This is a genomic window from Buttiauxella cochleicola (assembly GCF_021283185.1).
Lineage (GTDB): Bacteria > Pseudomonadota > Gammaproteobacteria > Enterobacterales > Enterobacteriaceae > Buttiauxella > Buttiauxella massiliensis.
Window position 1 is genome coordinate 133751 of the sequence record NZ_JAJSOS010000008.1, and the last position, 21138, is coordinate 154888.

The window sequence follows — 21138 nt, forward strand, 5'->3', positions numbered from 1 at the left end:
TATGCGAATTTTTGTTTACGGCAGTTTACGACGCAAGCAAGGTAACAGCCACTGGATGACCAACGCCCAGTGGCTTGGGGATCATCATGTTGAAAATTACGCTTTATACAGCCTTGGCCATTATCCGGGGGTAGTGCCGGGTGAGGGGTCTGTGGTGGGTGAAGTGTATCGCATTGATGCTTCTACACTCTCTGAGCTTGACGCTTTGCGCACTAAAGGTGGCGAGTATAAACGTCAGCTAATTCAGACTCCTTACGGCAGCGCATGGATGTATGTGTACCAGCGTTCGGTGGAGGGGTTAACCCGCATCGAAAGCGGAGATTGGCTGGATAAAGATAGCGAGTAGTTCATTCCCAAACGGCCACTCATCTGAGTGGCCGTTTCACTTTTGCAGACGCATAAAAAAACACCGCCAGATGGCGGTGTTTTCACAAGCATTAAGCGAGGGTAAGAATTACTTCTTAGCGCGCTCGAAGGAAGCAACGATTTCAGCTTTAGCTGCTGCTGCATTGTCCCAGCCTTCAACCTTAACCCATTTGCCTTTCTCGAGGGCTTTGTACTGCTCGAAGAAGTGGGAGATCTGCGCTTTCAGCAGTTCTGGCAGGTCGTTCACATCTTTAATGTGATCGTATTCTTTGCTCAGTTTGGTGTGCGGAACTGCAACCAGCTTGGCATCTTCGCCAGCTTCGTCAGTCATTTTCAACACGCCAACTGGACGGCAACGAATAACAGAACCTGGTTGCAGTGGGTATGGAGTTGGGACCAGAACGTCAACCGGGTCACCGTCTAAAGACAGGGTGTGGTTGATGTAACCGTAGTTGCACGGGTAGAACATTGCGGTAGACATGAAACGGTCAACGAACAGCGCGCCGGTGTCTTTATCAACTTCATATTTGATAGGATCAGCGTTTGCTGGGATTTCGATAACAACGTAGATGTCTTCTGGCAGATCAATACCCGCAGGGACGTTGAGTAAGCTCATGTCTTTTTCCTTTAAACTGGTGTCATTCAAGTGCCGCGTATTATAGCTAACTCGATTTAAATGTCTTCGCCTCTTTTTGCCTTCATTTCTCACCTGCTGCCGTTTCCAGAACCTTCCGACAACGGGAAAATCCATAAACATAGCCGTATTCTTTATAAATTTTTGTAAGCGGTTACAAGGATATGCGCGACTTGTTGGAATTGTGATGTAACTCATTCTGTTACACCACACGTCGTCTATAGTCTTTTCGACGCCCAGATTTTAACCAACAATAACCCTACGAGGATGTCCCTATGTGGAAGCGCTTACTTTTGGTCTCTGCAGTCTCCGCAGCCATGTCGTCTATGGCGATAGCTGCTCCGTTAACGGTCGGATTTTCGCAGGTAGGTTCTGAATCCGGCTGGCGAGCAGCAGAAACATCGGTTGCGAAGAGTGAAGCCGAGAAACGCGGCATTACGCTGAAAATCGCAGACGGCCAACAAAAACAAGAAAACCAGATTAAAGCCGTACGTTCATTTATCGCCCAGGGCGTAGACGCAATCTTCATTGCGCCAATCGTCGCCACGGGTTGGGAGCCAGTATTACAAGAAGCAAAAGAGGCCAAAATCCCGGTATTCCTGCTCGACCGTAATATCGATGTGAAAGATAAATCGCTGTATATGACCGTTGTCACCGCTAACAACGTGCTGGAAGGCCAGTTGATTGGTGAATGGCTGCTTAAAGAGTTGAATGGTAAGCAATGTAACGTGGTTGAGCTGCAAGGCACCGTGGGCGCGAGTGTGGCAATCGATCGTAAGAAAGGTTTTGCGGACGCCATTTCTAAAGCGTCTAACGTGAAAATCATTCGTTCTCAATCTGGCGACTTTACCCGCAGTAAAGGTAAAGAGGTTATGGAGAGCTTCATCAAAGCCGAGAACAACGGCAAAAATATCTGCATGGTTTACGCGCATAACGATGACATGGTGATCGGTGCGATTCAGGCAATCAAAGAGGCGGGCCTGAAACCAGGCAAAGACATTCTGACCGGTTCAATCGACGGCGTGCCGGATATCTATAAAGCAATGATCGACGGCGAAGCGAACGCAAGCGTTGAGCTGACGCCAAACATGGCAGGCCCTGCGTTCGATGCGCTCGAGAAATTCAAAAAAGACGGCACCATGCCGGAAAAAGTGACCATCACCAAATCAACGCTGTACCTCCCGGATACCGCGAAAGAAGAGCTCGAGAAGAAGAAATCGATGGGCTACTGATGAGTTATGCCCCTCCCGAAACGGAGGGGCTGTTTTATGTAGGGCGGATAAGCGTAGCGTCATCCGCCATTAAGGCACGGGCCTGGTCGAGGGCGCTGCGCTTATCTCACCCTACAGTTGTGCGTTGGCAGGAGTGCGTTCATGAACACAAACAACAATCAGGAAATTCTGCGCACGGAAGGCTTAACCAAACATTTCCCCGGCGTCAAAGCGCTCGACAAAGTGGACTTCAGCCTTAATCGGGGTGAAATCATGGCGTTACTGGGTGAAAACGGAGCAGGGAAATCCACGCTTATCAAAGCGCTAACCGGTGTTTATCAGCGCGATAGCGGCAATATTTATCTCGAAGGTGAATTGATCTCACCGAGAAACACCGCTCATGCTCAACAGCTTGGCATTGGCACCGTCTACCAGGAAGTGAACTTGCTGCCGAATATGTCGGTGGCGGATAACCTGTTTATCGGCCGCGAGCCGCGTCGCTTTGGGTTTATACAACGCAAAGAGATGGAAAAACGCGCCACCCTCCTGATGGAGTCCTATGGATTCTCGCTGGATGTCGCCGAGCCGCTTAACCGCTACTCCGTCGCGATGCAGCAAATCGTTGCCATTTGCCGGGCCATCGATCTGTCGGCCAAAGTGCTGATCCTCGATGAACCGACCGCCAGCCTCGACACCAAAGAAGTTGAAATGCTGTTCACCCTGATGCGCCAGCTGCGTGACCAGGGCGTCAGCTTGATCTTCGTCACTCACTTCCTCGATCAAGTTTATGAAGTCACCGATCGTATTACCGTTCTGCGCAACGGATCGTTTGTGGGCACGCGAAATACAAAAGATCTGCCGCAGATAGATCTGGTAAAAATGATGCTGGGGCGCGAGCTGGAAACCAATGCGCTCAACCGTGCGGGCCGTACTTTACTGAGCGATAAACCGGTCGCCGCGTTTAAAGATTTCGGTAAGAAAGGGGTGATCAACCCGTTCAATCTGGAGGTCCGTCCGGGTGAGATCGTTGGTCTGGCGGGGTTATTAGGATCCGGGCGCACCGAAACCGCCGAAGTCATTTTTGGGATCAAACCCGCAGATCAGGGCAACGCGTGGATCAAAGGCAAGCCGCAATCACTTCGATCGCCGCATAAAGCTTCGTCTCTCGGGATTGGTTTTTGCCCGGAAGATCGCAAAACTGACGGCATTATTGCCGCCGCTTCGGTGCGTGAAAATATCATTCTGGCATTACAGGCCCAACGCGGCTGGCTGCGGCCTATCCCTAAGCGTGAACAGTATCAAATAGCAGAACGCTTCATTCGCCAGTTGGGTATTCGTACGCCTGGCCCGGATCAACCGATCGAATTTCTCTCCGGTGGTAACCAGCAAAAAGTGTTGCTCTCGCGCTGGCTGTTGACCAAACCGCAGTTCCTGATCCTCGACGAACCGACGCGCGGGATCGACGTTGGCGCACACGCCGAAATTATCCGTTTGATCGAAACTCTGTGTGCTGATGGCCTGGCGCTATTGGTTATCTCCTCTGAACTCGAAGAACTGGTGGGCTATGCGGATCGCGTGATCATCATGCGTGACAGGCAGCAAGTGGCCCAGATCCCGCTCGACGAGCTTTCCGTATCGGCAATTATGAATGCCATTGCGGCATAAGGAGTAAAACGTGATGTCTCGTTCATTGCCGCAAACGGATGCCGAAAAGCCGAAGCGAAGTTTTCGCTGGCCACCGGGTATTCCGCAGTTAGTTGCTCTGGTGCTGGTGCTACTGGTTGATAGCCTGGTCGCTAACCATTTCTTTGATATCGTGGTGCAAAATGGGCGGCTGTTCGGCAGCCCGATAGACATTCTTAACCGTGCTGCACCGGTCGCATTACTTGCCATTGGCATGACGCTGGTGATCGCCACAGGCGGTATCGATCTTTCCGTTGGTGCGGTGATGGCGATTGCTGGCGCGACGGCTGCGACGTTAACTGTCGACGGGCACAGCCTGACGGTGGTTATTCTGGCATCCCTCGGCGTTGGTGTTCTGGCGGGGTTGTGGAACGGCATTCTGGTGGCCATCCTGAAAATCCAACCGTTTGTTGCCACGCTGATTTTAATGGTGGCCGGGCGCGGTGTGGCTCAACTTATCACCGCCGGACAAATCGTTACTTTTGATTCACCAAACCTCTCGTTTCTGGGCAGCGGTTCGCTGTTCTTCTTCCCGACACCCGTGATTATTGTGCTGGCAACGCTGCTGGTCTTCTGGCTATTTACCCGTAAAACGGCGCTGGGACTGTTTATCGAATCGGTTGGGATTAACATTCGCGCAGCGAAAAACGCCGGGGTAAATACGCGTATCGTCGTGATGCTGACTTACGTGTTGAGTGGCCTGTGCGCGGCTATCGCCGGGATTATCGTCACCGCCGATATTCGCGGTGCTGATGCCAACAACGCCGGATTGTGGCTTGAGCTGGACGCTATTCTTGCGGTAGTCATCGGTGGCGGTTCGTTGATGGGCGGGCGTTTTAACATCGCGCTTTCAGTGATTGGTGCGCTGATTATTCAGGGCATGAACACCGGCATTCTGCTTTCTGGTTTCCCTCCCGAGCTTAACCAGGTGGTGAAAGCGGTGGTGGTGATGTGCGTGCTGATTGTTCAGTCGCCACGTTTTATTGCTTTGCTCAAAGGACTCCGTCGCCATGATCAAACGTAACTTGCCGTTGATGATTACCCTGGCGGTGTTTGTGCTGGGGTATCTGTATTGCCTGACGCAATTCCCCGGTTTTGCCTCAACTCGGGTAATCTGCAATATTCTGACCGATAACGCATTTCTGGGAATTATTGCCGTCGGCATGACCTTTGTGATCCTCTCGGGCGGCATCGATCTTTCTGTCGGTTCGGTGATCGCTTTTACCGGCGTGTTCCTCGCCAAAGCGATTGGCTTCTGGGGTTTGTCGCCGCTGGTGGCCTTCCCGCTGGTGCTGCTGATGGGCTGCGCGTTCGGTGCGTTTATGGGGCTGCTTATCGATGCGCTGAAAATCCCAGCCTTTATTATCACGCTTGCCGGGATGTTCTTCCTGCGTGGGGTCAGTTATCTGGTTTCGGAAGAGTCGATTCCGATTGATCACCCGATTTACGACACCCTTTCAAACCTTGCCTGGCGCATTCCAGGCGGCGGGCGTTTGAGTGCCATGGGCCTGCTGATGCTGGCCGTGGTGGTGATTGGCATTTTCCTTGCACACCGCACCCGGTTTGGTAACCAGGTTTACGCGATTGGTGGCAACGCGACTTCGGCAAACCTGATGGGGATTTCCACGCGCAGCACCACGATTCGTATTTATATGCTCTCTACCGGGCTGGCGACTTTGGCAGGAATCGTCTTTTCACTCTATACCTCTGCGGGTTACGCGCTGGCTGGAATGGGTGTTGAGCTGGATGCGATTGCCTCCGTGGTTATCGGAGGCACGTTGTTAAGCGGTGGCGTGGGAACGGTGCTCGGCACGCTGTTTGGTGTGGCTATCCAGGGGCTAATTCAGACCTATATCAACTTCGATGGCACGCTCAGTTCGTGGTGGACAAAAATCGCCATCGGCATTTTGCTGTTTATTTTCATTGCCCTACAGCGCGGCCTGACGGTGCTGTGGGAAAACCGCCAAAGCTCGCCAGTGAAGCGTATTAACGTAACGCCAGGTCAAAGCTGAACCGCTTTGCCTAATGTTTACCCGGTGACGGTCGATAACATCTCCATCGTTTCTATCGTTCTGTCACCGGGAAAAGAGCATGTTGAGAAATTTGTCTATTCGCACGGGGCTGCTGACATTGCTGGCAGTCATGACCTTCCTGTTGTTATTTGTCAGCGGCATGGGCATTTTTGCTCTGCAACAAAGCTCAACCTCACTCCAGAATATCAATCGCCTACAGGGCGAGCAGATGGTGCGCTTGTCTGATGGCTATGTTTCGTTGCTACGTGCGCGTAACGGTGCAGGGCAGGCGGTTCGCCAGATGGAAATTGGCCTGCTGGAAGATGCCACCAAATCTACCGATTACGTTGCCAGTGATGTGGCGGCGGCTCAACAGCAGCTCAAAGAGTTTATCGACAGCGGCGTCGGCGACGAAGAGGGCAATCGCCTGATTCAAAACTTATCGCAGAGTTATGCGGACTACCTCGCGAAAGGCATCAACCCGATGCTTGCAGCGCTCACCAAACAAAGCCCTGACGATTACTATGACCTGTTGGAAAAGTCACTGATTCCGCTGTCGCAAAAGTTTGATACCGATGTCGAGATTTTCAAACAGTGGGGCGAGGCGCGCGGCAACAGCGAAGTTGAAGCGGTGCAATTGCATAAGAAAATCGTCCTTACGCTAATTATTATTGCCGCACTGCTCACCGCCGGGATTATCGTGCTGGTATGGCTGGCGCTCCGCCATTTACTGCTCAAGCCGTTGAATCAGTCGATTGAGCAACTGGAGTTTGTCGCCAAAGGTGATTTAACCCAGACGTTGCCACCAGCTGGCAATAACGAATTTGGCCGCCTGGCGACGGCAATTACCATCATGCGAGATTCCTTGATGGAATCGGTAAGCCGTGTGCGCGATGCCAGCTCGCAAATTGATACCGGCAGCCGCGAACTGGCGGCTGGCAACCAGAATCTCGCTCAACGTACTGAATCCACGGCGACTTCTCTGGAGCAAACCGCTGCCAGCATGGAGCAGATTACCGCGACGGTGAAACAGAACGCCGACAACGCCGAGCAGGCGCATAAACTGGCGAAAGACGTTTCTGATACCGCCGACCGTGGCAGCGAAATGGTGTGTTATGTGATTGAGAAAATGCGTGATATCTCCAGTAGTTCTGACCGTATTGCAGACATCCTGAGCGTTATCGACGGCATCGCCTTCCAGACCAATATCCTGGCGCTGAACGCCTCTGTAGAAGCGGCGCGTGCTGGTGAACAAGGGCGCGGGTTTGCGGTAGTGGCGGGCGAAGTTCGTACTCTGGCAAGCCGCAGTGCTGATGCAGCAAAAGAGATCCGCACGCTGATTTCGGACTCGCAAAATCATGTTGGCGAAGGTCGTGAACTGGCGCAACAAGCCGGGGAAACGATGGATGAAATCGCTGAAGAGGTGATGCGCATGACCAGATTGGTCAGTGAAATTGCTAATGCGTCAAACGAGCAAAGCTATGGTATCGAGCAGGTGAATATCGCGGTGAGCCAGATGGATGAGGCAGCGCAGCAAAATGCGGCATTGGTTCAGGAATCAACAGCGGCTACGCGTTCACTTGAGGAGCAGTCGCAGCATTTAGTTGCGGCGATGGCGACGTTTCGTTGTTAATTCACGAGCCCTCACCCTAACCCTCTCCTGGGGGAGAGGGACGGGGTGAGGGGAGATATTAAAACGAATTAAGCGTCCGGATACTCACGGATAAAGCGTTCTACATCATCGACCATATGTTCGTTACCGACGAAGAACGGACGGCGCTGGTGCAGGGTTTCCGGGATGATATCCAGAATACGTTCTTTGCCATCACTCGCTTTACCGCCAGCCTGTTCTGCAAGGAACGCCATCGGGTTGCCTTCATACAGCAAACGCAGCTTCCCTTGTGGGTGGCTTGCGGTGCTTGGGTAGAGATAAATCCCACCTTTCAGCAGATTGCGGTGGAAGTCGGCAACCAGAGAACCGATATAACGTGAGGTGTACGGGCGCTGGGTGTTGGAATCTTCTTCCTGGCAGAACTTAATGTACTTTTTCACACCCTGCGGGAAACGGATGTAGTTCCCTTCGTTGATGGAATAGGTGCTGCCAATTTCCGGGAAGCGCATACGCTCCTGACACAGGCAGAACACACCAAGGGAAGGATCGTAGGTGAAGGCATGAACGCCACAACCGGTGGTATAAACCAGCATGGTTGAAGAGCCGTAAACCACATAACCCGCCGCGACCTGACGGTTGCCGGGCTGGAGGAAATCGGCTTCGGTGACAGGAGTGCCTACCGGTGTAATACGGCGATAGATGGAGAAAATGGTACCAACTGATACGTTCACGTCGATGTTTGATGAACCATCAAGTGGGTCCATCAGTACAACATACTTGGCATGTTCCGCGCCTTCGAAAACAACGATGTCATCTTCTTCTTCGGAAGCCACACCGGCCACAATCCCTCGGGCTTTCAGTGCTGCTTTCAGTTTTTCGTTTGCGAACAGGTCAAGTTTTTGCTGCACTTCGCCCTGAACGTTTTCAGCTCCGCTGGCACCCAGAATATCAACCAGACCTGCTTTGTTGATATCACGGTGGATGATTTTTGCGCCGAGCTTTATTGCCGACAACAAGGCAGTCAGTTCACCGGTTGCGTGCGAGAACTCGTGCTGCTTTTCGACAATAAATTCACCTAACGTTTTCATAACACTTTCCCTGCTTCTGTTAATTAAATGAAACGACTGCAACAATCCTAACAAAGATTCAAATAGTAGCGTACAGGTGAATCGCGCCAGCAAAATACGGAATTAACTTAAATGCGATTTGCCAGCATCCAACATACGGTTAGAATGTGCGCCAAATAATAAAAGGATAGTTTTATGCGTATTCATATTTTGGGTATTTGCGGCACGTTCATGGGCGGCCTTGCTATGCTGGCTCGTTCACTCGGCCATCAGGTTACGGGCTCGGATGCCAATGTGTACCCTCCAATGAGCACTCTGCTTGAAGAGCAGGGTATTGAATTAATTCAAGGTTACGACCCAAGCCAACTCGACCCACAGCCGGATCTGGTGATCATCGGCAACGCAATGACGCGTGGAAATCCGTGCGTTGAAGCGGTGCTTGAGAAAAGTATTCCTTACATGTCTGGCCCACAGTGGCTGCACGATTTTGTGCTGCGCGACCGTTGGGTGCTGGCTGTGGCGGGGACTCACGGTAAAACTACCACCGCAGGTATGGCAACGTGGATTCTGGAAGCCTGTGGCTACAAGCCTGGCTTTGTGATCGGCGGCGTACCGGGTAATTTCGATGTTTCTGCACGCTTGGGCGATAGCCCATTCTTTGTGATTGAAGCTGACGAATACGACTGTGCGTTCTTCGATAAGCGTTCCAAATTCGTGCATTACTGCCCGCGTACGTTGATCCTCAATAACCTTGAGTTTGATCACGCCGACATCTTTGACGATCTGAAAGCGATTCAGAAACAGTTCCACCATCTGGTGCGTATTGTGCCGGGGCAGGGGAAAATCATCTGGCCTGAGAACGACACCAACATTAAGCAGACGCTGGCAATGGGTTGCTGGAGCGAGCAAGAGCTGGTGGGCGAGCAAGGCCACTGGCAGGCGAAGAAGCTTAATCCTGATGCATCCAACTGGGAAGTGTACCTGGATGGCGAGCGTGTCGGAGAAGTTCACTGGCAGCTAGTTGGCGAACACAACATGCATAACGGGCTGATGGCGATTGCCGCGGCACGCCATGTGGGTGTTACCCCGGCAGATGCTGCGAAAGCCCTGGATAGCTTCATCAATGCCCGTCGTCGCCTTGAATTACGTGGTGAAGCGCATGGCGTGACGGTATATGACGACTTTGCTCACCATCCTACGGCGATTCTGGCAACACTTTCGGCGTTGCGTAGCAAAGTTGGCGGCACCGCACGTATTCTCGCGGTGCTTGAGCCACGCTCTAACACCATGAAAATGGGCCTGAGCAAAGATGATCTGGCACCTTCTTTAGGTCGTGCTGACGAAGTCTTCTTACTTCAGCCTCCGCATATTCCATGGCAAGTGGTTGAAGTGGCAGAAGCCTGTATTCAGCCTGCTCACTGGAGTGCAGATGTCGACACTTTGGCGGATATGGTGGTGAAAACGGCTCAACCTGGCGACCATATTCTGGTGATGAGCAACGGTGGTTTCGGTGGTATTCACCAGAAGCTGCTGGATGCACTGGCTAAAAAATCAGAAAACCAGTAATCGTACTCCCCTACCATGCCAGCTCGGCCATCGGGCTGGCATTTCCTGGCCTACCAATATGCTCACAGTTAAACGTATTACCTCTCCTGATGCTCCGTGGTTTTCGCCCGTGGATGCGTTATATGAAAGCGCTTTTCCATGGCATGAGAAACGTGAACCCGAAGCTAAGGTGAGTGCGCTCAGTAGTCCAAACTACACTTTGCAAGCCTGTTTTGATGGTGAACAGTTTATTGGCATGATTGCGTCATGGAGTTTTGGTGATTACACCTACATTGAGCATCTGGCGGTAAACGGGGAATTACGGGCACAAGGATATGGCAAAAGAATGTTGAGTCAGTTTCTGCAAATGCAGCCGCTGACCATTCTGGAGATCGATCCGTTAACGACTGATATTGCCCAGAAACGCCTGCGATTTTATCAAAAGCTCGGCTTCCATGAGAATGGATTTAATCATTATCATCCGACTTACCACATTGATATATCAGATCATGAGCTGATTGTTTTGAGCTACCCGCATGCGATTAGCAGCGATCAATATCAGCGATTTAATACGGATTTATCCAGTGTGGTAATGGGGCGGGATTAATATGCCAGGCACTAATAAAAATGCCCGCAAATTTGCGGGCATTTTTTTAGGCCTGGGTTTCAGCCAGTTCGCGCAGATATGAGAAAATCTGGCGATAAGATTTTGGCGGCTTATTTGCTGCCTTTTCTTTTTGTGCGTTACGAATCAGTACACGTAATTGCTGGCGGTCAGCTTCTGGGTAAAGTCTTAACACTTCACTCATTGCATCATCGCCTTCCTCAACCAAACGATCGCGCAGTGCTTCCAGTTTATGGAACAGTGCGACTTGTTGGTTGTGACGGTTTTTCAGTTTATCGAGTGCTACGCGGATAGGGTCCATGTCGCGCGAACGCATCATTTTGCCAATTAACTGAACCTGACGGCGACGGCCTTCTTTTTTGATTTTCTGAGCCAAATCAATAGCGGCGCGCAAATCTTCATCAAGAGGGATTTTGTCGAGCGCATTTTTGCCCAACTCCATCAGTTCCATACCCAGGCGTTTTAACTCCTCGGCATCACGTTTAATTTCGCTTTTACTGACCCAGATAATCTCATCATCTTCGTCTTCATTTTCGTTATCTGGTACGTCGTCGAGCCAGTCATCGGGCTGCTTAGTCATATTAGGCTCCTTAAAAAAAGTGGCTAATTCTACCAGTAAAGCCTGTTCACTGCGAAATTGTTCTGTTCCTGTTAGACTTAATTCACTCACCTTACATTATGGCAGTAGCGATGAAAGTAAACACGCAAGTAGCACAACAACGTCAGGTTCTGGAACAAGCGGTATCTCAGGCGCTGGAACTGGCTTCCGCTCAGTCCGATGGCGCAGAAGTTGCCGTCAGTAAAACCACTGGTATCAGCGTAAGTACCCGATACGGTGAGGTGGAAAACGTCGAATTTAACAGCGATGGTGCGTTAGGCATCACCGTTTATCATCAAAACCGTAAAGGTAGCGCATCCACAACAGACCTTAGCCCGGATGCCGTAGCGCGCACCGTGCAGGCGGCGCTGGATATCGCCCGTTACACCTCACCAGACCCGTTTGCGGGTGTGGCAGATAAAGAGTTACTGGCTTATGAAGCGCCAGACCTGGACCTTTTCCACCCAACGGAAATGGACGCTGACCGCGCGATTGAGCTAGCTGCTCGCGCTGAAAATGCGTCATTGAACGTCGATAAGCGCATCAATAATACCGAAGGCGGCAGTTTTAACAGCCACTACGGCATTAAAGTATTCGGTAACAGCAACGGTATGCTGCAAAGCTACTGTTCAACGCGCCATTCGCTTTCCAGCTGTGTTATTGCAGAAGTTAATGGTGAGATGGAGCGTGATTACGCCTACACCATTGGCCGTGCGATGGAAGATCTCGACAGCCCAGAATCAGTGGGTATCGAATGTGCTCGCCGTACGCTTGCGCGCCTGTCTCCTCGCAAACTGTCTACCATGAAAGCGCCGGTTATTTTTGCCGCTGAAGCGGCAACGGGCCTGTTCGGGCATTTAGTGGGCGCGATTGCGGGCGGCTCGGTTTACCGTAAATCCACGTTCCTGCTGGATTCTCTTGGCAAACAAATCCTGCCGGAATGGCTGACCATTGAAGAGCATCCACATTTGCTCAAAGGCCTGGCATCTACACCATTTGATAGCGAAGGGGTTCGCACAGAACGCCGCGACATTATCAAAGACGGTGTCCTGCAACAGTGGCTGTTGACCAACTATTCCGCGCGCAAACTGGGTCTGAAAAGCACCGGTCATGCGGGTGGTATCCACAACTGGCGTATCGAAGGGCGAGGCCTGGATTTCGCGGGTATGCTTAAAGAGATGGGCACCGGGCTGGTGGTGACCGAGCTGATGGGTCAGGGCGTAAGCGGCATTACTGGCGACTACTCTCGCGGCGCGTCCGGTTTCTGGGTCGAAAACGGCGAAATTCAATATCCAGTAAGCGAAATTACTATCGCTGGAAACTTGAAAGATATGTGGCGTGAAATGGTCACAATTGGTAGTGATATTGAGAAGCGCAGTAATATTCAATGTGGTTCAGTGTTACTGCCGGAGATGAAAATCGCCGGTCAGTAGTTAACCGTAACAGGCGCGTCCTGCCGCGCCTTTCTAATAAAAAAGGTGAGTCAATGCGTAAGCAATTAATTGCAATGTTGGCAGTATCGTCCGTGTTATTTACTGGCGCTGTAATGGCGAAAGATGTTGGCGATGATATGGATACCATCGCTGAAAACTACAAAACCGTGTTGAAGACCGATAACGCGGCAGAGTTAAAAACCTCGCTAAACAACATGCGAACCGCAGCGCTGGATGCGCAAAAGGGCACACCACCAAAACTCGAGAACAAAGCGGCAGATAGTGCCGAGATGAAGGATTATCGCCACGGTTTGGATTTACTGGTTGGACAGATTGACGGTGCGCTGAAACTTGCCAACGAAGGCAAAGTAAAAGAAGCGCAGGCAGCAGCAGAAGAATTTAAAACCACTCGCAATGCCTACCATAAAAAATACCGCTAAGCTCATACTGGCCCCTAACCCCTAAGGGGCCGGAACATATCTGTTTATCTTATAAGGACATCTGATTTATGAAACCGATTCAAACCTTCATTAAAGGTGCTGCTACTGTTTCCCTACTGGCATTCAGTATCATGTCCGCTAATGCAACCGTCCTGCCTGTAGCAGGTGATTTCCAGGCCGATCATTTTTCCGCGAAAGTTGTTTCTGTTGATCAAAAAAATCATGTTGTGGTGCTGGAAGGGGAAGCAGGGAATAAAGTCTCTCTCAACGTTCCAGAAGAAGCCGGCACGCTGGCGAATATCAAAGCGGGCGATACCGTTGATACTACCGTAACGCGTTCCGTTGCTATTGCTTTTGATACCAACGTTGATAAAGCCGCACCTACGGCTTCAACCACCAAAGGGATGGAAAAAGCGACCAGTGGTTCACCTGAGCACGAAGCCTTCCGCCAGGTTAACGTTCAGCTGAAAATTAAACACATCGATCTGAAAAAGAATGAAATCACATTTGTCGGACCAAAAGGTCAGGAAAAAACGGTAACCGTTGAAGACCCTAAAGTTCAGGCAAAATTGAAAGATCTGAAAGTGAACCAAAGCGTGCGCGTGACTTACACCGACTCAATCAAAATCACTGCCCACCCGGCTAAATCATAATAGCTGATGCTTTAAACTCCTCTTTCTGCATCGTGGGAAGAGGAGAGTTTTTTCAGTCAAAGGTGAAACGCCACCCGCTTTCCGTTAGGGAGAGTGATATCAATACTCAGTTCCCCACCCAGCGCTGTCACATAACGTTTAAGAGTTGATAACCGTGGGTCATTGCCGGTTTTCTCAATTTTTGCGAGCGTTGGTTGTGATACACCAATGGTTCGGGCCAATTCAGTCTGTGAAATATTGAGCTCTTCACGCAACTGGCTGAGTATTAATTCCTGGCGTAAGACTTCGATTTTTTTAGCAATACGCTGTTGGCTTTCAGGGCTTTGTTGTGACAGCAACTCTTTGTAAGTAGACATATTACCTCTCCAGTTTTGCCAAGTGATTACGATACTCTGATTCAGCCCGCAGAATCATACTGCGATAAAATTGCTGCCCGTTTTTCCCGGTTTTATCACCAGCACATAAAATGATGGCCTGGCGTTGTGGATCAAAAGCGAAAAAGGCACGTATCGGGTTTCCGGCATGCTGAATACGAAGTTCTTTCATGTTGGGAAATACGCTGCCTTTTAAGGTATCGACATACGGCCGACCCAAATGCGGACCAAACTCTTCAAGGAACCCCATCATCGCAAGGACATCTTCTCTGAGCATTTCGTTTTGCGCTAAAAACCATTCATCAAAAACTTCCGTTGTCAGAACGTTCCACATCACTTTATCCCATAGCCAGAAGGCTATTGTTCAATCATAGCCTTTTAGCTATGAACTTAAAAGAAAGCGAAATGAAAATTGCGCTTTTCTCGTGAAGAATCGAGCGCATTCTACAAACTAGCTGCCAGCATCCTATTTTCACAGCTTCACGATGCGGCCTTTCTCGTAAGTTGGATTTTTAGGTAAGTCGCTAGCCCATCAATTCAATGCTCGCCTTCCACCCCGATCACAAAACCAAAAGTCCATTATTACTCTAAGGCTAATGATTGGTTCCCGAGCTTAATTGATGGTCTAACCAGTGAGGCGCACAATTTAACCAAGCTAAAGCAAATCAGAATGATTGGCTGAATCAGGAGGTTAAAATGACGGCTTTCCAAAAGCCAGCACGCCAGTGGAACACACGCCGCACTGAGAAACTGCGTCGTATGGCTTCCACCAACGTGCAGGGCAAGGTGCTTCCAACCGAAGATCTTGTTGATATGCTGGAAAAACTGATCGCTCCCGGCGATCGCGTGGTGCTTGAAGGCAATAACCAAAAACAGGCGGATTTCCTTTCCCGCATGTTGGCTGAAGTTAGCCCATCCAAAGTTCACGACCTGCATATGATTATGCCGAGCGTCGGGCGTAGCGAACACCTTGATATTTTTGAAAAAGGTATCGCCCGCAAGCTCGATTTCTCCTTCTCTGGCACCCAAAGCCTGCGCATCTCGCAGCTGCTGGAAGACGGCCAGTTAGAAATTGGCGCAATCCACACTTATATCGAACTCTATTCCCGCTTATACGTCGATCTGGCGCCGAACGTCGCGCTGATTGCCGGTTTCAAAGCTGACCGCAAAGGCAATTTATATACCGGTGCCAGCACCGAAGACACGCCAGCGCTGGTCGAAGCGGCGGCTTTCCACGACGGCATTGTGATCGCCCAGGTTAACGAACTGGTGGACGACGAATGCGACCTGCCGCGCGTGGATATTCCCGGCTCGTGGATTGACTACGTGGTTGTGGCTGACAAACCGTTCTTCATCGAGCCGCTGTTTACCCGTGACCCACGTCTGATCAAGCAAGAACACATCCTGATGGCGATGATGGCGATTAAAGGCATCTATGCGGAACATCAGGTGCAATCGCTCAACCACGGTATCGGCTTCAATACCGCCGCAATCGAATTGCTGCTGCCGACCTACGGTGAACAGCTCGGCCTGAAAGGCAAAATCTGTAAACACTGGACGCTGAACCCGCACCCAACGCTTATTCCTGCTATCGAAAGCGGTTGGGTTGAAACCGTGCACTGCTTCGGTGGCGAACTGGGTATGGAAGAGTACGTGCGTGCTCGTCCGGACGTGTTCTTTACCGGTGCCGACGGTTCCATGCGCTCCAACCGTGCGTTCTGCCAGTTAGCAGGCCAGTACGCGGTCGATATGTTTATCGGTTCCACGTTACAGGTTGATGGCTACGCCAACTCCTCTACGGTGACTCGCGGTCGTCTTTCTGGTTTTGGCGGTGCGCCAAACATGGGCCATGACCCACATGGTCGTCGCCATGCAACGGCTGCCTGGCTTGCTATGCAGGCTCAACCAGACCTGATGCAGCGCGGCCGTAAGCTCGTTGTTCAGATGGTCGAAACCTTCCAGGCGGGCGTTAAGCCAACGTTCGTGGAAAAACTCGATGCGGTTGACGTGGCTAAATCCTCCGGTATGCCGCTGGCTCCGGTCATGATTTACGGCGACGACGTGACTCACGTGCTCACCGAAGAAGGCATCGCGTATCTGTATCGTGCTGAAAGCATGGAAGAACGCCGCGCGATGGTGGCATCCGTTGCAGGTATTACAGATATCGGTTTGGGCGTGGATGCGAAACGCGTTGCCGCACTGCGCCAAAGCGGCAAAGTGGTCTTCCCGGAAGATATGGGCATTCGTCGCACTGACGCAACTCGTTCTCTGCTGGCAGCCAGCAGCGTGGCGGACTTAGTGGAATGGTCTGACGGTCTGTATAACCCACCTGCGAAATTCCGGAGCTGGTAATGAAACTACAGCCACAGATTGGGAGTGAAGGCAGCGCTGCATGGCTTGCAAGGGTTGCCACCCAAAGCTTGATCACAGAAGCACGCTTAAGCCCGAAACCTGGTCTTGTGGACAGTCGGGGAAGTGGTGCACATCACGACCTGACGTTGGAATTGATGGAGCGCTCTGCGCACAGCCTTTCCCCGACGTTTCATGCGCTGGCATTGCAAAGCTGGCAGCGCCCGGAAGATATCGCTCTGCGCCAACTCGTCGGCCGCTTAGGTCGTGAAGGTGAGGCGCAGATGATGATGGCTACAGGCGGAGTGAATACTCACCGGGGCGCTATCTGGGCGCTCGGTTTGTTGGTCTCTGCCGCCGCGATGCACGGCCTTGAAGGCAGCAGTGAAGAAATTGCGGCAAGTGCCGCAAAACTTGCCAGCCTGCCAGACAGTTCAGCACCAAAAGTTTTCAGTAAGGGGCTACTCGCAACACGGCGTTATCAGGTTCCCGGCGCTCGCGAAGAGGCGCAACTTGGCTTCCCGCACATCATGCAACTGGCGTTGCCGCAACTGCGCCGCAGTCGCCAGAACGGAGCAACGGAACCGCAGGCGCGGCTTGATGCACTGATGGCCATTATGACCTCGCTTAGCGATACCTGCGTGCTTTCACGTGCAGGCCTTGAAGGGCTGGAAACGATGCAAAACGGCGCGCGTAGCGTACTGGTTGCTGGTGGTACGGCAACATCTCAAGGCCGCGCGGCGCTCGCCTGGCTCGACAAAGAGATGCTGGCACTCAATGCCTCACCGGGTGGGGCCGCAGATTTGCTGGCCGCCACGCTGCTGATTGACCGTATCGCCTGCGATAACGCGACGATTACCCCATTACCGCAACATTCACACTTTTAAGAGGGTGTTATGGAACACATTACGTTGTCTTTTCCGGCAACTCGCACCGTTAGCGGCAAAGCGCTGGCGGGTGTAGTTGGCTCCGGTGATATGGAAGTTCTGTTTACCGCGACTCAGGGCGATACCCTGACCATCGCCATCACCACGTCTGTAGATAACAGCGAGCAACGCTGGCAGGCACTGTTTTCCCGTCTGGGCGAACTGACCAGCATTCCTGCCGGGCAGATGCAGATCCACGATTTTGGCGCGACGCCAGGCGTGGCACGCATTCGTATCGAACAAGTATTTGAAGGGGTGAGCCATGCGTAACGACAGCAGCTTTATCGAACTCAAAGCGCGTGAACGTGCGCGTTTGCTGCTTGATGACGGCAGCTTCCGGGAACTGCTTGACCCATTCGAAGGCATCGTGTCTCCGTGGCTGGAAGCGCAGGGCATCGTGGTGCAGTCCGACGACGGTATGGTTGTTGCCAAAGGCACCATCAACGGCGGCCCGGCAGTGGTGATCGCTATTGAAGGCGCTTTCCAGGGCGGCAGCATGGGCGAAGTGTCCGGCGCGAAAATGGCCGCAGCCCTTGAACTGGCAGCGGAAGATAATCGTAACGGCATCCCAACTCAGGCCGTTTTGTGTCTCGAAACCGGCGGCGTGCGCTTACAGGAAGCAAACCTTGGCCTGGCAGCAATCGCTGATATTCACGCAGCGATAGTTGATTTGCGCCGTTACACACCAGTTATTGGCGTCGTCGCAGGAACAGTTGGTTGCTTTGGCGGGATGTCTATCGCAGCCGCACTTTGCAGCCACTTAATCGTGACTCGCGAAGCGCGTCTGGGTCTGAATGGCCCGCAGGTTATCGAACAGGAAGCGGGTATCGACGAATACGATTCACGTAACCGTCCGTTTATCTGGAGCATGACCGGTGGCGAAGTTCGCTTTGAGAGCGGCCTGGTCGAAACGCTGGTGGGCGATGGCGTTAACGCGGTTAAAGAAGCGGTTAACGCGGCAATCGCGCAAGGTGTTCCTGCTGTGCATCGCACTGATAACTATGCGTGGTATCTCGAACGCCTGAGTAATTTCGATACTACGAAACAGGCTGATTCCGAACAGATTAAACAGCTTTTTGGGGAGAAACGCGCATGAGCCAGAAACTGAATCGCGCCGCCATTTGGTTGGACAAACTCACTGCTAACGCACCACGTATGGCTGGCCTGTGCGCTTCCGTCCAGGTTGCCGATGGCAGCGTTGACGGCAAAGCCGCCCGTTTTATCGCGGTCGTGCCAGACGAAAATAACCATTACCCACGCGCTAAAGGTGGGGAAGTGGGCCTGCTCGAAGGCTGGACGCTGGCGAAAGTGGTTAGCGAAACCATCGCCGAAGATGCTGAAAAATCAGAGAAACGCGCCATCGTGGCGGTGATCGACGTTCCGAGCCAGGCTTATGGCCGCCGCGAAGAAGCGTTCGGTATCCACCAGGCACTGGCCGGTGCGGCAGCGGCTTATGCCAATGCGCGTCTGGCGGGCCACCCGGTTGTGGGCCTGATTGTTGGCAAAGCGATGTCCGGTGCGTTTTTGGCACACGGTTACCAGGCAAACCGCCTGATTGCGTTCAACGATTCCGGCGTGATGATCCATGCGATGGGTAAAGAGTCCGCAGCGCGTATCACACTGCGTACCGTGGAAGCGCTGGAAAAACTGGCCGCCACCATCCCGCCGATGGCTTATGACATCAGCAACTACGAAACCCTGGGCCTGTTATCTGCATTGCTTGAAATTGCTAATCCAGAAGCACCGCAAAGCGACGATATGGACAAAGTAAATGCGGCACTGGTCACTGCTGTTCGTGAAGCGCGTACCGATAACACCCTGAAAAACAGACTGAATGCGAAAAATCGCCAAAGCTCGGCGCTGGTTCGCGAGCGTATGCGCGCAGCCTGGTAGTCGCGATAGAGTTTAAAAAGACAGACCTGCCAGACGGTAATAATGGGCACCGTTAGAGTGCCCAATAAAAATTAACCGCCTGAAAATAATAACCATCGCACCGGTGCTGGAATTCTTTTTTTAACTACAGGTGAAGTTATGACTTACGTAATTGTTCATGCGCTTGCGCCCATTTTTGTCATCATGCTGCTCGGCTTTTTCGCCGGTAAAGCGAAGATGGTCGATAACAAAAATGTTTCCCTGCTCAATATCTTTGTAATGGATTTCGCTCTGCCAGCCGCGCTGTTTAGCGCAACGGTTCAGACTCCGTGGGCAGGTATCGTCAAACAGTCACCGATGAGTGTGGTGCTGGTTCTGGCGATGTGGATTACCTACGCTGCGATTTATTTCCTGGCGACCAAAGTATTCAAAAAATCTCCGCAGGATGCGGCTGTACTGACATTGACCGTTGCGTTACCAAACTATGCAGCTCTCGGTCTGCCAATTCTGGGCAGCGTTCTGGGCGAAGGTTCTGCCACTTCACTGTCCGTAGCGGTTTCTATCGCTTGTGGTTCCGTGTTGATGACACCGTTCTGCCTGATGATTCTGGAGCGTGAAAAAGCGCGTGCAGCTGGCGAAGCAGTGGGTTCAACCCTCGCAATGCTGCCTGTTCTGATGTGGCGTTCGCTGAAAAAACCTATCGTCTGGGGCCCGCTGCTGGGTGTGATTTTGTCTGCGATTGGCATTCGTATGCCTGACCTGCTGCTGTCATCTATCAAACCATTGGGTATGTCTGCGACCGCTGCGGCGCTGTTCCTGACCGGTGTGATCCTTTCGGCTCGTAAGCTGAAAATCAACACCGTGGTTTGTGTCGCGACCGTGACCAAACTGCTGATTCAGCCGTTCATCGCATGGGGTATCGTGCTGGCGTTGGGTCTGACTGGGCCGGTTGCTATCACCGCGATCCTGATGATTGCGCTATCTGCGGGCTTCTTCGGCGTGGTGTTCGGCAACCGTTTCGGCGTGCAGTCTCCGGATGCAGAAGCTGTCTTGCTGCTTAGCTCCGTGCTCTCTATCCTGTCGTTACCGCTGTTTATTTCTCTGACTTCAGGAATGTAAATCATGAACACACCACGCCCACACGACCTGCTCTGGTTAACCGATAGCGACGCGCTTGAAGGTGTGAGTGAAGAGTGGGTGGCAAGCCAGTGGCGGTTCGCGCTTCCAGTGGTGGTGCGGCGTGATGTGAATCGTGAAGGGCGCATTCCGGTCGGTGTTCGTGGAATGCGCCGCGACCAGCGGGCAGCCGGTTGGGTGAATGCCGCAAAGATTAAACGCGTCGTTTCCCCGGAATCACTGGCCTCCCGCGATCTCTTAGTGAAATCCCCGTTTGTTTCAATGCCGCCTGTTCAGGGGGCAATTCAACTCGCTTTGCGTGAATGGCCCTGGGTTTGGGGCATTACCGGCAGCGTCGGCTACGCGCTGGCGACCGAAGTCCCGGTACTTCATGCCGATAGCGATCTCGACTTAATCATCCGTTGCCCCGAACGGGCTACGCGTGAAGCGTTGCTGGAATGGCAGCAAGTTATCGGCCAGTTGTTGTGCCGCGCCGATACTCAAATCGAAACGCCCCACGGCGCTTTTGCGCTGGCGGAATGGCTACGCGACGGGCGCGTATTGCTGAAAACAAGCAGTGGGCCGCAGCTGGTGAGCGACCCGTGGGCAATAAAGGGATAAG

The 21138-nt window shown here is 52.2% G+C and carries 23 protein-coding genes; 18 read left to right on the forward strand and 5 right to left on the reverse strand.

The genetic code is table 11. The annotated features are described in order from the left end of the window. Position 1 precedes the first annotated feature (1 nt). A complete protein-coding gene (locus tag LVQ76_RS14055) occupies positions 2 to 346 on the forward strand; it encodes a gamma-glutamylcyclotransferase family protein (RefSeq protein WP_151994040.1) in 345 nt (114 codons plus the stop codon). Between the two features lie 108 nt (positions 347 to 454). On the opposite strand, the gene ppa is transcribed toward LVQ76_RS14055, so the two are convergent. After that, the gene (gene ppa / locus LVQ76_RS14060; RefSeq protein WP_064515779.1) at positions 455 to 982 is read right to left on the reverse strand and encodes an inorganic diphosphatase; all 528 of its coding nucleotides are present in this window, start codon (positions 980 to 982) and stop codon (positions 455 to 457) included. Between the two features lie 293 nt (positions 983 to 1275). Here ppa and ytfQ point away from each other — a divergent pair, with 293 nt between their 5' ends. From ytfQ to LVQ76_RS14085, 5 genes are all read left to right on the forward strand, one after another. After that, positions 1276 to 2232 carry a galactofuranose ABC transporter, galactofuranose-binding protein YtfQ gene (ytfQ, locus tag LVQ76_RS14065; protein ID WP_064515782.1) on the forward strand — a complete coding sequence of 319 codons (957 nt, stop codon included), beginning with the start codon at positions 1276 to 1278 and terminating at the stop codon, positions 2230 to 2232. A gap of 141 nt (positions 2233 to 2373) precedes the next feature. Further along, a complete protein-coding gene (gene ytfR, locus LVQ76_RS14070) occupies positions 2374 to 3876 on the forward strand; it encodes a galactofuranose ABC transporter, ATP-binding protein YtfR (protein WP_232865666.1) in 1503 nt (500 codons plus the stop codon). Positions 3877 to 3886: 10 nt separating this feature from the next. Next, entirely contained in the window at positions 3887 to 4918 is a 1032-nt protein-coding gene (gene ytfT, locus LVQ76_RS14075) for a galactofuranose ABC transporter, ATP-binding protein YtfT (RefSeq protein WP_232921885.1), read from the forward strand. Further along, a complete protein-coding gene (gene yjfF / locus LVQ76_RS14080; RefSeq protein WP_034492890.1) occupies positions 4905 to 5906 on the forward strand; it encodes a galactofuranose ABC transporter, permease protein YjfF in 1002 nt (333 codons plus the stop codon). Before ytfT ends, yjfF begins: the two co-directional genes overlap by 14 nt. 79 nt (positions 5907 to 5985) lie before the next feature. After that, positions 5986 to 7539 carry a methyl-accepting chemotaxis protein gene (locus LVQ76_RS14085; RefSeq protein WP_232921886.1) on the forward strand — a complete coding sequence of 518 codons (1554 nt, stop codon included), beginning with the start codon at positions 5986 to 5988 and terminating at the stop codon, positions 7537 to 7539. Between the two features lie 68 nt (positions 7540 to 7607). On the opposite strand, the gene fbp is transcribed toward LVQ76_RS14085, so the two are convergent. Continuing rightward, the gene (fbp, locus tag LVQ76_RS14090; protein WP_034492895.1) at positions 7608 to 8606 is read right to left on the reverse strand and encodes a class 1 fructose-bisphosphatase; all 999 of its coding nucleotides are present in this window, start codon (positions 8604 to 8606) and stop codon (positions 7608 to 7610) included. A gap of 174 nt (positions 8607 to 8780) precedes the next feature. Between fbp and mpl the strand changes: the two genes are divergently transcribed. Both mpl and LVQ76_RS14100 read left to right on the forward strand, forming a co-directional pair. Beyond that, the gene (gene mpl, locus LVQ76_RS14095) at positions 8781 to 10151 is read left to right on the forward strand and encodes a UDP-N-acetylmuramate:L-alanyl-gamma-D-glutamyl-meso-diaminopimelate ligase (protein WP_232865663.1); all 1371 of its coding nucleotides are present in this window, start codon (positions 8781 to 8783) and stop codon (positions 10149 to 10151) included. 58 nt (positions 10152 to 10209) lie between these two features. Beyond that, positions 10210 to 10737 carry a GNAT family N-acetyltransferase gene (locus LVQ76_RS14100; protein WP_232921887.1) on the forward strand — a complete coding sequence of 176 codons (528 nt, stop codon included), beginning with the start codon at positions 10210 to 10212 and terminating at the stop codon, positions 10735 to 10737. Positions 10738 to 10783: 46 nt separating this feature from the next. Here the strand turns inward: LVQ76_RS14100 and yjgA are convergent, their stop codons facing one another. After that, positions 10784 to 11335, reverse strand: coding sequence for a ribosome biogenesis factor YjgA (gene yjgA / locus LVQ76_RS14105; RefSeq protein ID WP_064515802.1), 552 nt, complete (start codon positions 11333 to 11335; stop codon positions 10784 to 10786). Positions 11336 to 11433: 98 nt separating this feature from the next. On the opposite strand from yjgA, the gene pmbA reads away from it, so the two are divergent. The 3 genes from pmbA (at position 11434) to LVQ76_RS14120 (ending at position 13879) form a co-directional block, all read left to right on the forward strand. Then, complete coding sequence (pmbA, locus tag LVQ76_RS14110) at positions 11434 to 12786, forward strand: metalloprotease PmbA (RefSeq protein WP_151994033.1); 1353 nt, start codon at positions 11434 to 11436, stop codon at positions 12784 to 12786. Between the two features lie 53 nt (positions 12787 to 12839). Further along, positions 12840 to 13226 carry a cytochrome b562 gene (gene cybC, locus LVQ76_RS14115; protein WP_034461367.1) on the forward strand — a complete coding sequence of 129 codons (387 nt, stop codon included), beginning with the start codon at positions 12840 to 12842 and terminating at the stop codon, positions 13224 to 13226. A 68-nt stretch (positions 13227 to 13294) separates the two neighbouring features. Further along, positions 13295 to 13879 carry a hypothetical protein gene (locus LVQ76_RS14120; RefSeq protein ID WP_232865661.1) on the forward strand — a complete coding sequence of 195 codons (585 nt, stop codon included), beginning with the start codon at positions 13295 to 13297 and terminating at the stop codon, positions 13877 to 13879. A gap of 56 nt (positions 13880 to 13935) precedes the next feature. On the opposite strand, the gene LVQ76_RS14125 is transcribed toward LVQ76_RS14120, so the two are convergent. Next, positions 13936 to 14235, reverse strand: coding sequence for a helix-turn-helix domain-containing protein (locus LVQ76_RS14125; protein ID WP_151994030.1), 300 nt, complete (start codon positions 14233 to 14235; stop codon positions 13936 to 13938). 1 nt (position 14236) lies between these two features. Further along, positions 14237 to 14587, reverse strand: coding sequence for a type II toxin-antitoxin system RelE/ParE family toxin (locus tag LVQ76_RS14130; RefSeq protein ID WP_232921888.1), 351 nt, complete (start codon positions 14585 to 14587; stop codon positions 14237 to 14239). Positions 14588 to 14949: 362 nt separating this feature from the next. Between LVQ76_RS14130 and mdcA the strand changes: the two genes are divergently transcribed. From mdcA to LVQ76_RS14165, 7 genes are all read left to right on the forward strand, one after another. Beyond that, complete coding sequence (mdcA, locus tag LVQ76_RS14135; RefSeq protein WP_232865659.1) at positions 14950 to 16605, forward strand: malonate decarboxylase subunit alpha; 1656 nt, start codon at positions 14950 to 14952, stop codon at positions 16603 to 16605. Next, positions 16605 to 17489, forward strand: coding sequence for a triphosphoribosyl-dephospho-CoA synthase (locus LVQ76_RS14140; protein ID WP_232921889.1), 885 nt, complete (start codon positions 16605 to 16607; stop codon positions 17487 to 17489). Before mdcA ends, LVQ76_RS14140 begins: the two co-directional genes overlap by 1 nt. A gap of 9 nt (positions 17490 to 17498) precedes the next feature. Next, the gene (gene mdcC / locus LVQ76_RS14145) at positions 17499 to 17798 is read left to right on the forward strand and encodes a malonate decarboxylase acyl carrier protein (protein ID WP_232865657.1); all 300 of its coding nucleotides are present in this window, start codon (positions 17499 to 17501) and stop codon (positions 17796 to 17798) included. Continuing rightward, the gene (locus LVQ76_RS14150; RefSeq protein WP_232921890.1) at positions 17791 to 18624 is read left to right on the forward strand and encodes a biotin-independent malonate decarboxylase subunit beta; all 834 of its coding nucleotides are present in this window, start codon (positions 17791 to 17793) and stop codon (positions 18622 to 18624) included. Before mdcC ends, LVQ76_RS14150 begins: the two co-directional genes overlap by 8 nt. Continuing rightward, positions 18621 to 19421: a biotin-independent malonate decarboxylase subunit gamma gene (gene mdcE / locus LVQ76_RS14155; protein WP_232921891.1), complete on the forward strand. Its 801-nt coding sequence runs from the start codon at positions 18621 to 18623 to the stop codon at positions 19419 to 19421. Before LVQ76_RS14150 ends, mdcE begins: the two co-directional genes overlap by 4 nt. 138 nt (positions 19422 to 19559) lie before the next feature. Continuing rightward, positions 19560 to 20519, forward strand: a complete 960-nt coding sequence (locus tag LVQ76_RS14160) for an AEC family transporter (protein WP_154152092.1) — start codon at positions 19560 to 19562, stop codon at positions 20517 to 20519. After that, the gene (locus tag LVQ76_RS14165) at positions 20520 to 21137 is read left to right on the forward strand and encodes a malonate decarboxylase holo-ACP synthase (RefSeq protein WP_232921943.1); all 618 of its coding nucleotides are present in this window, start codon (positions 20520 to 20522) and stop codon (positions 21135 to 21137) included. The last annotated feature ends 1 nt before the right edge of the window (position 21138 follow it).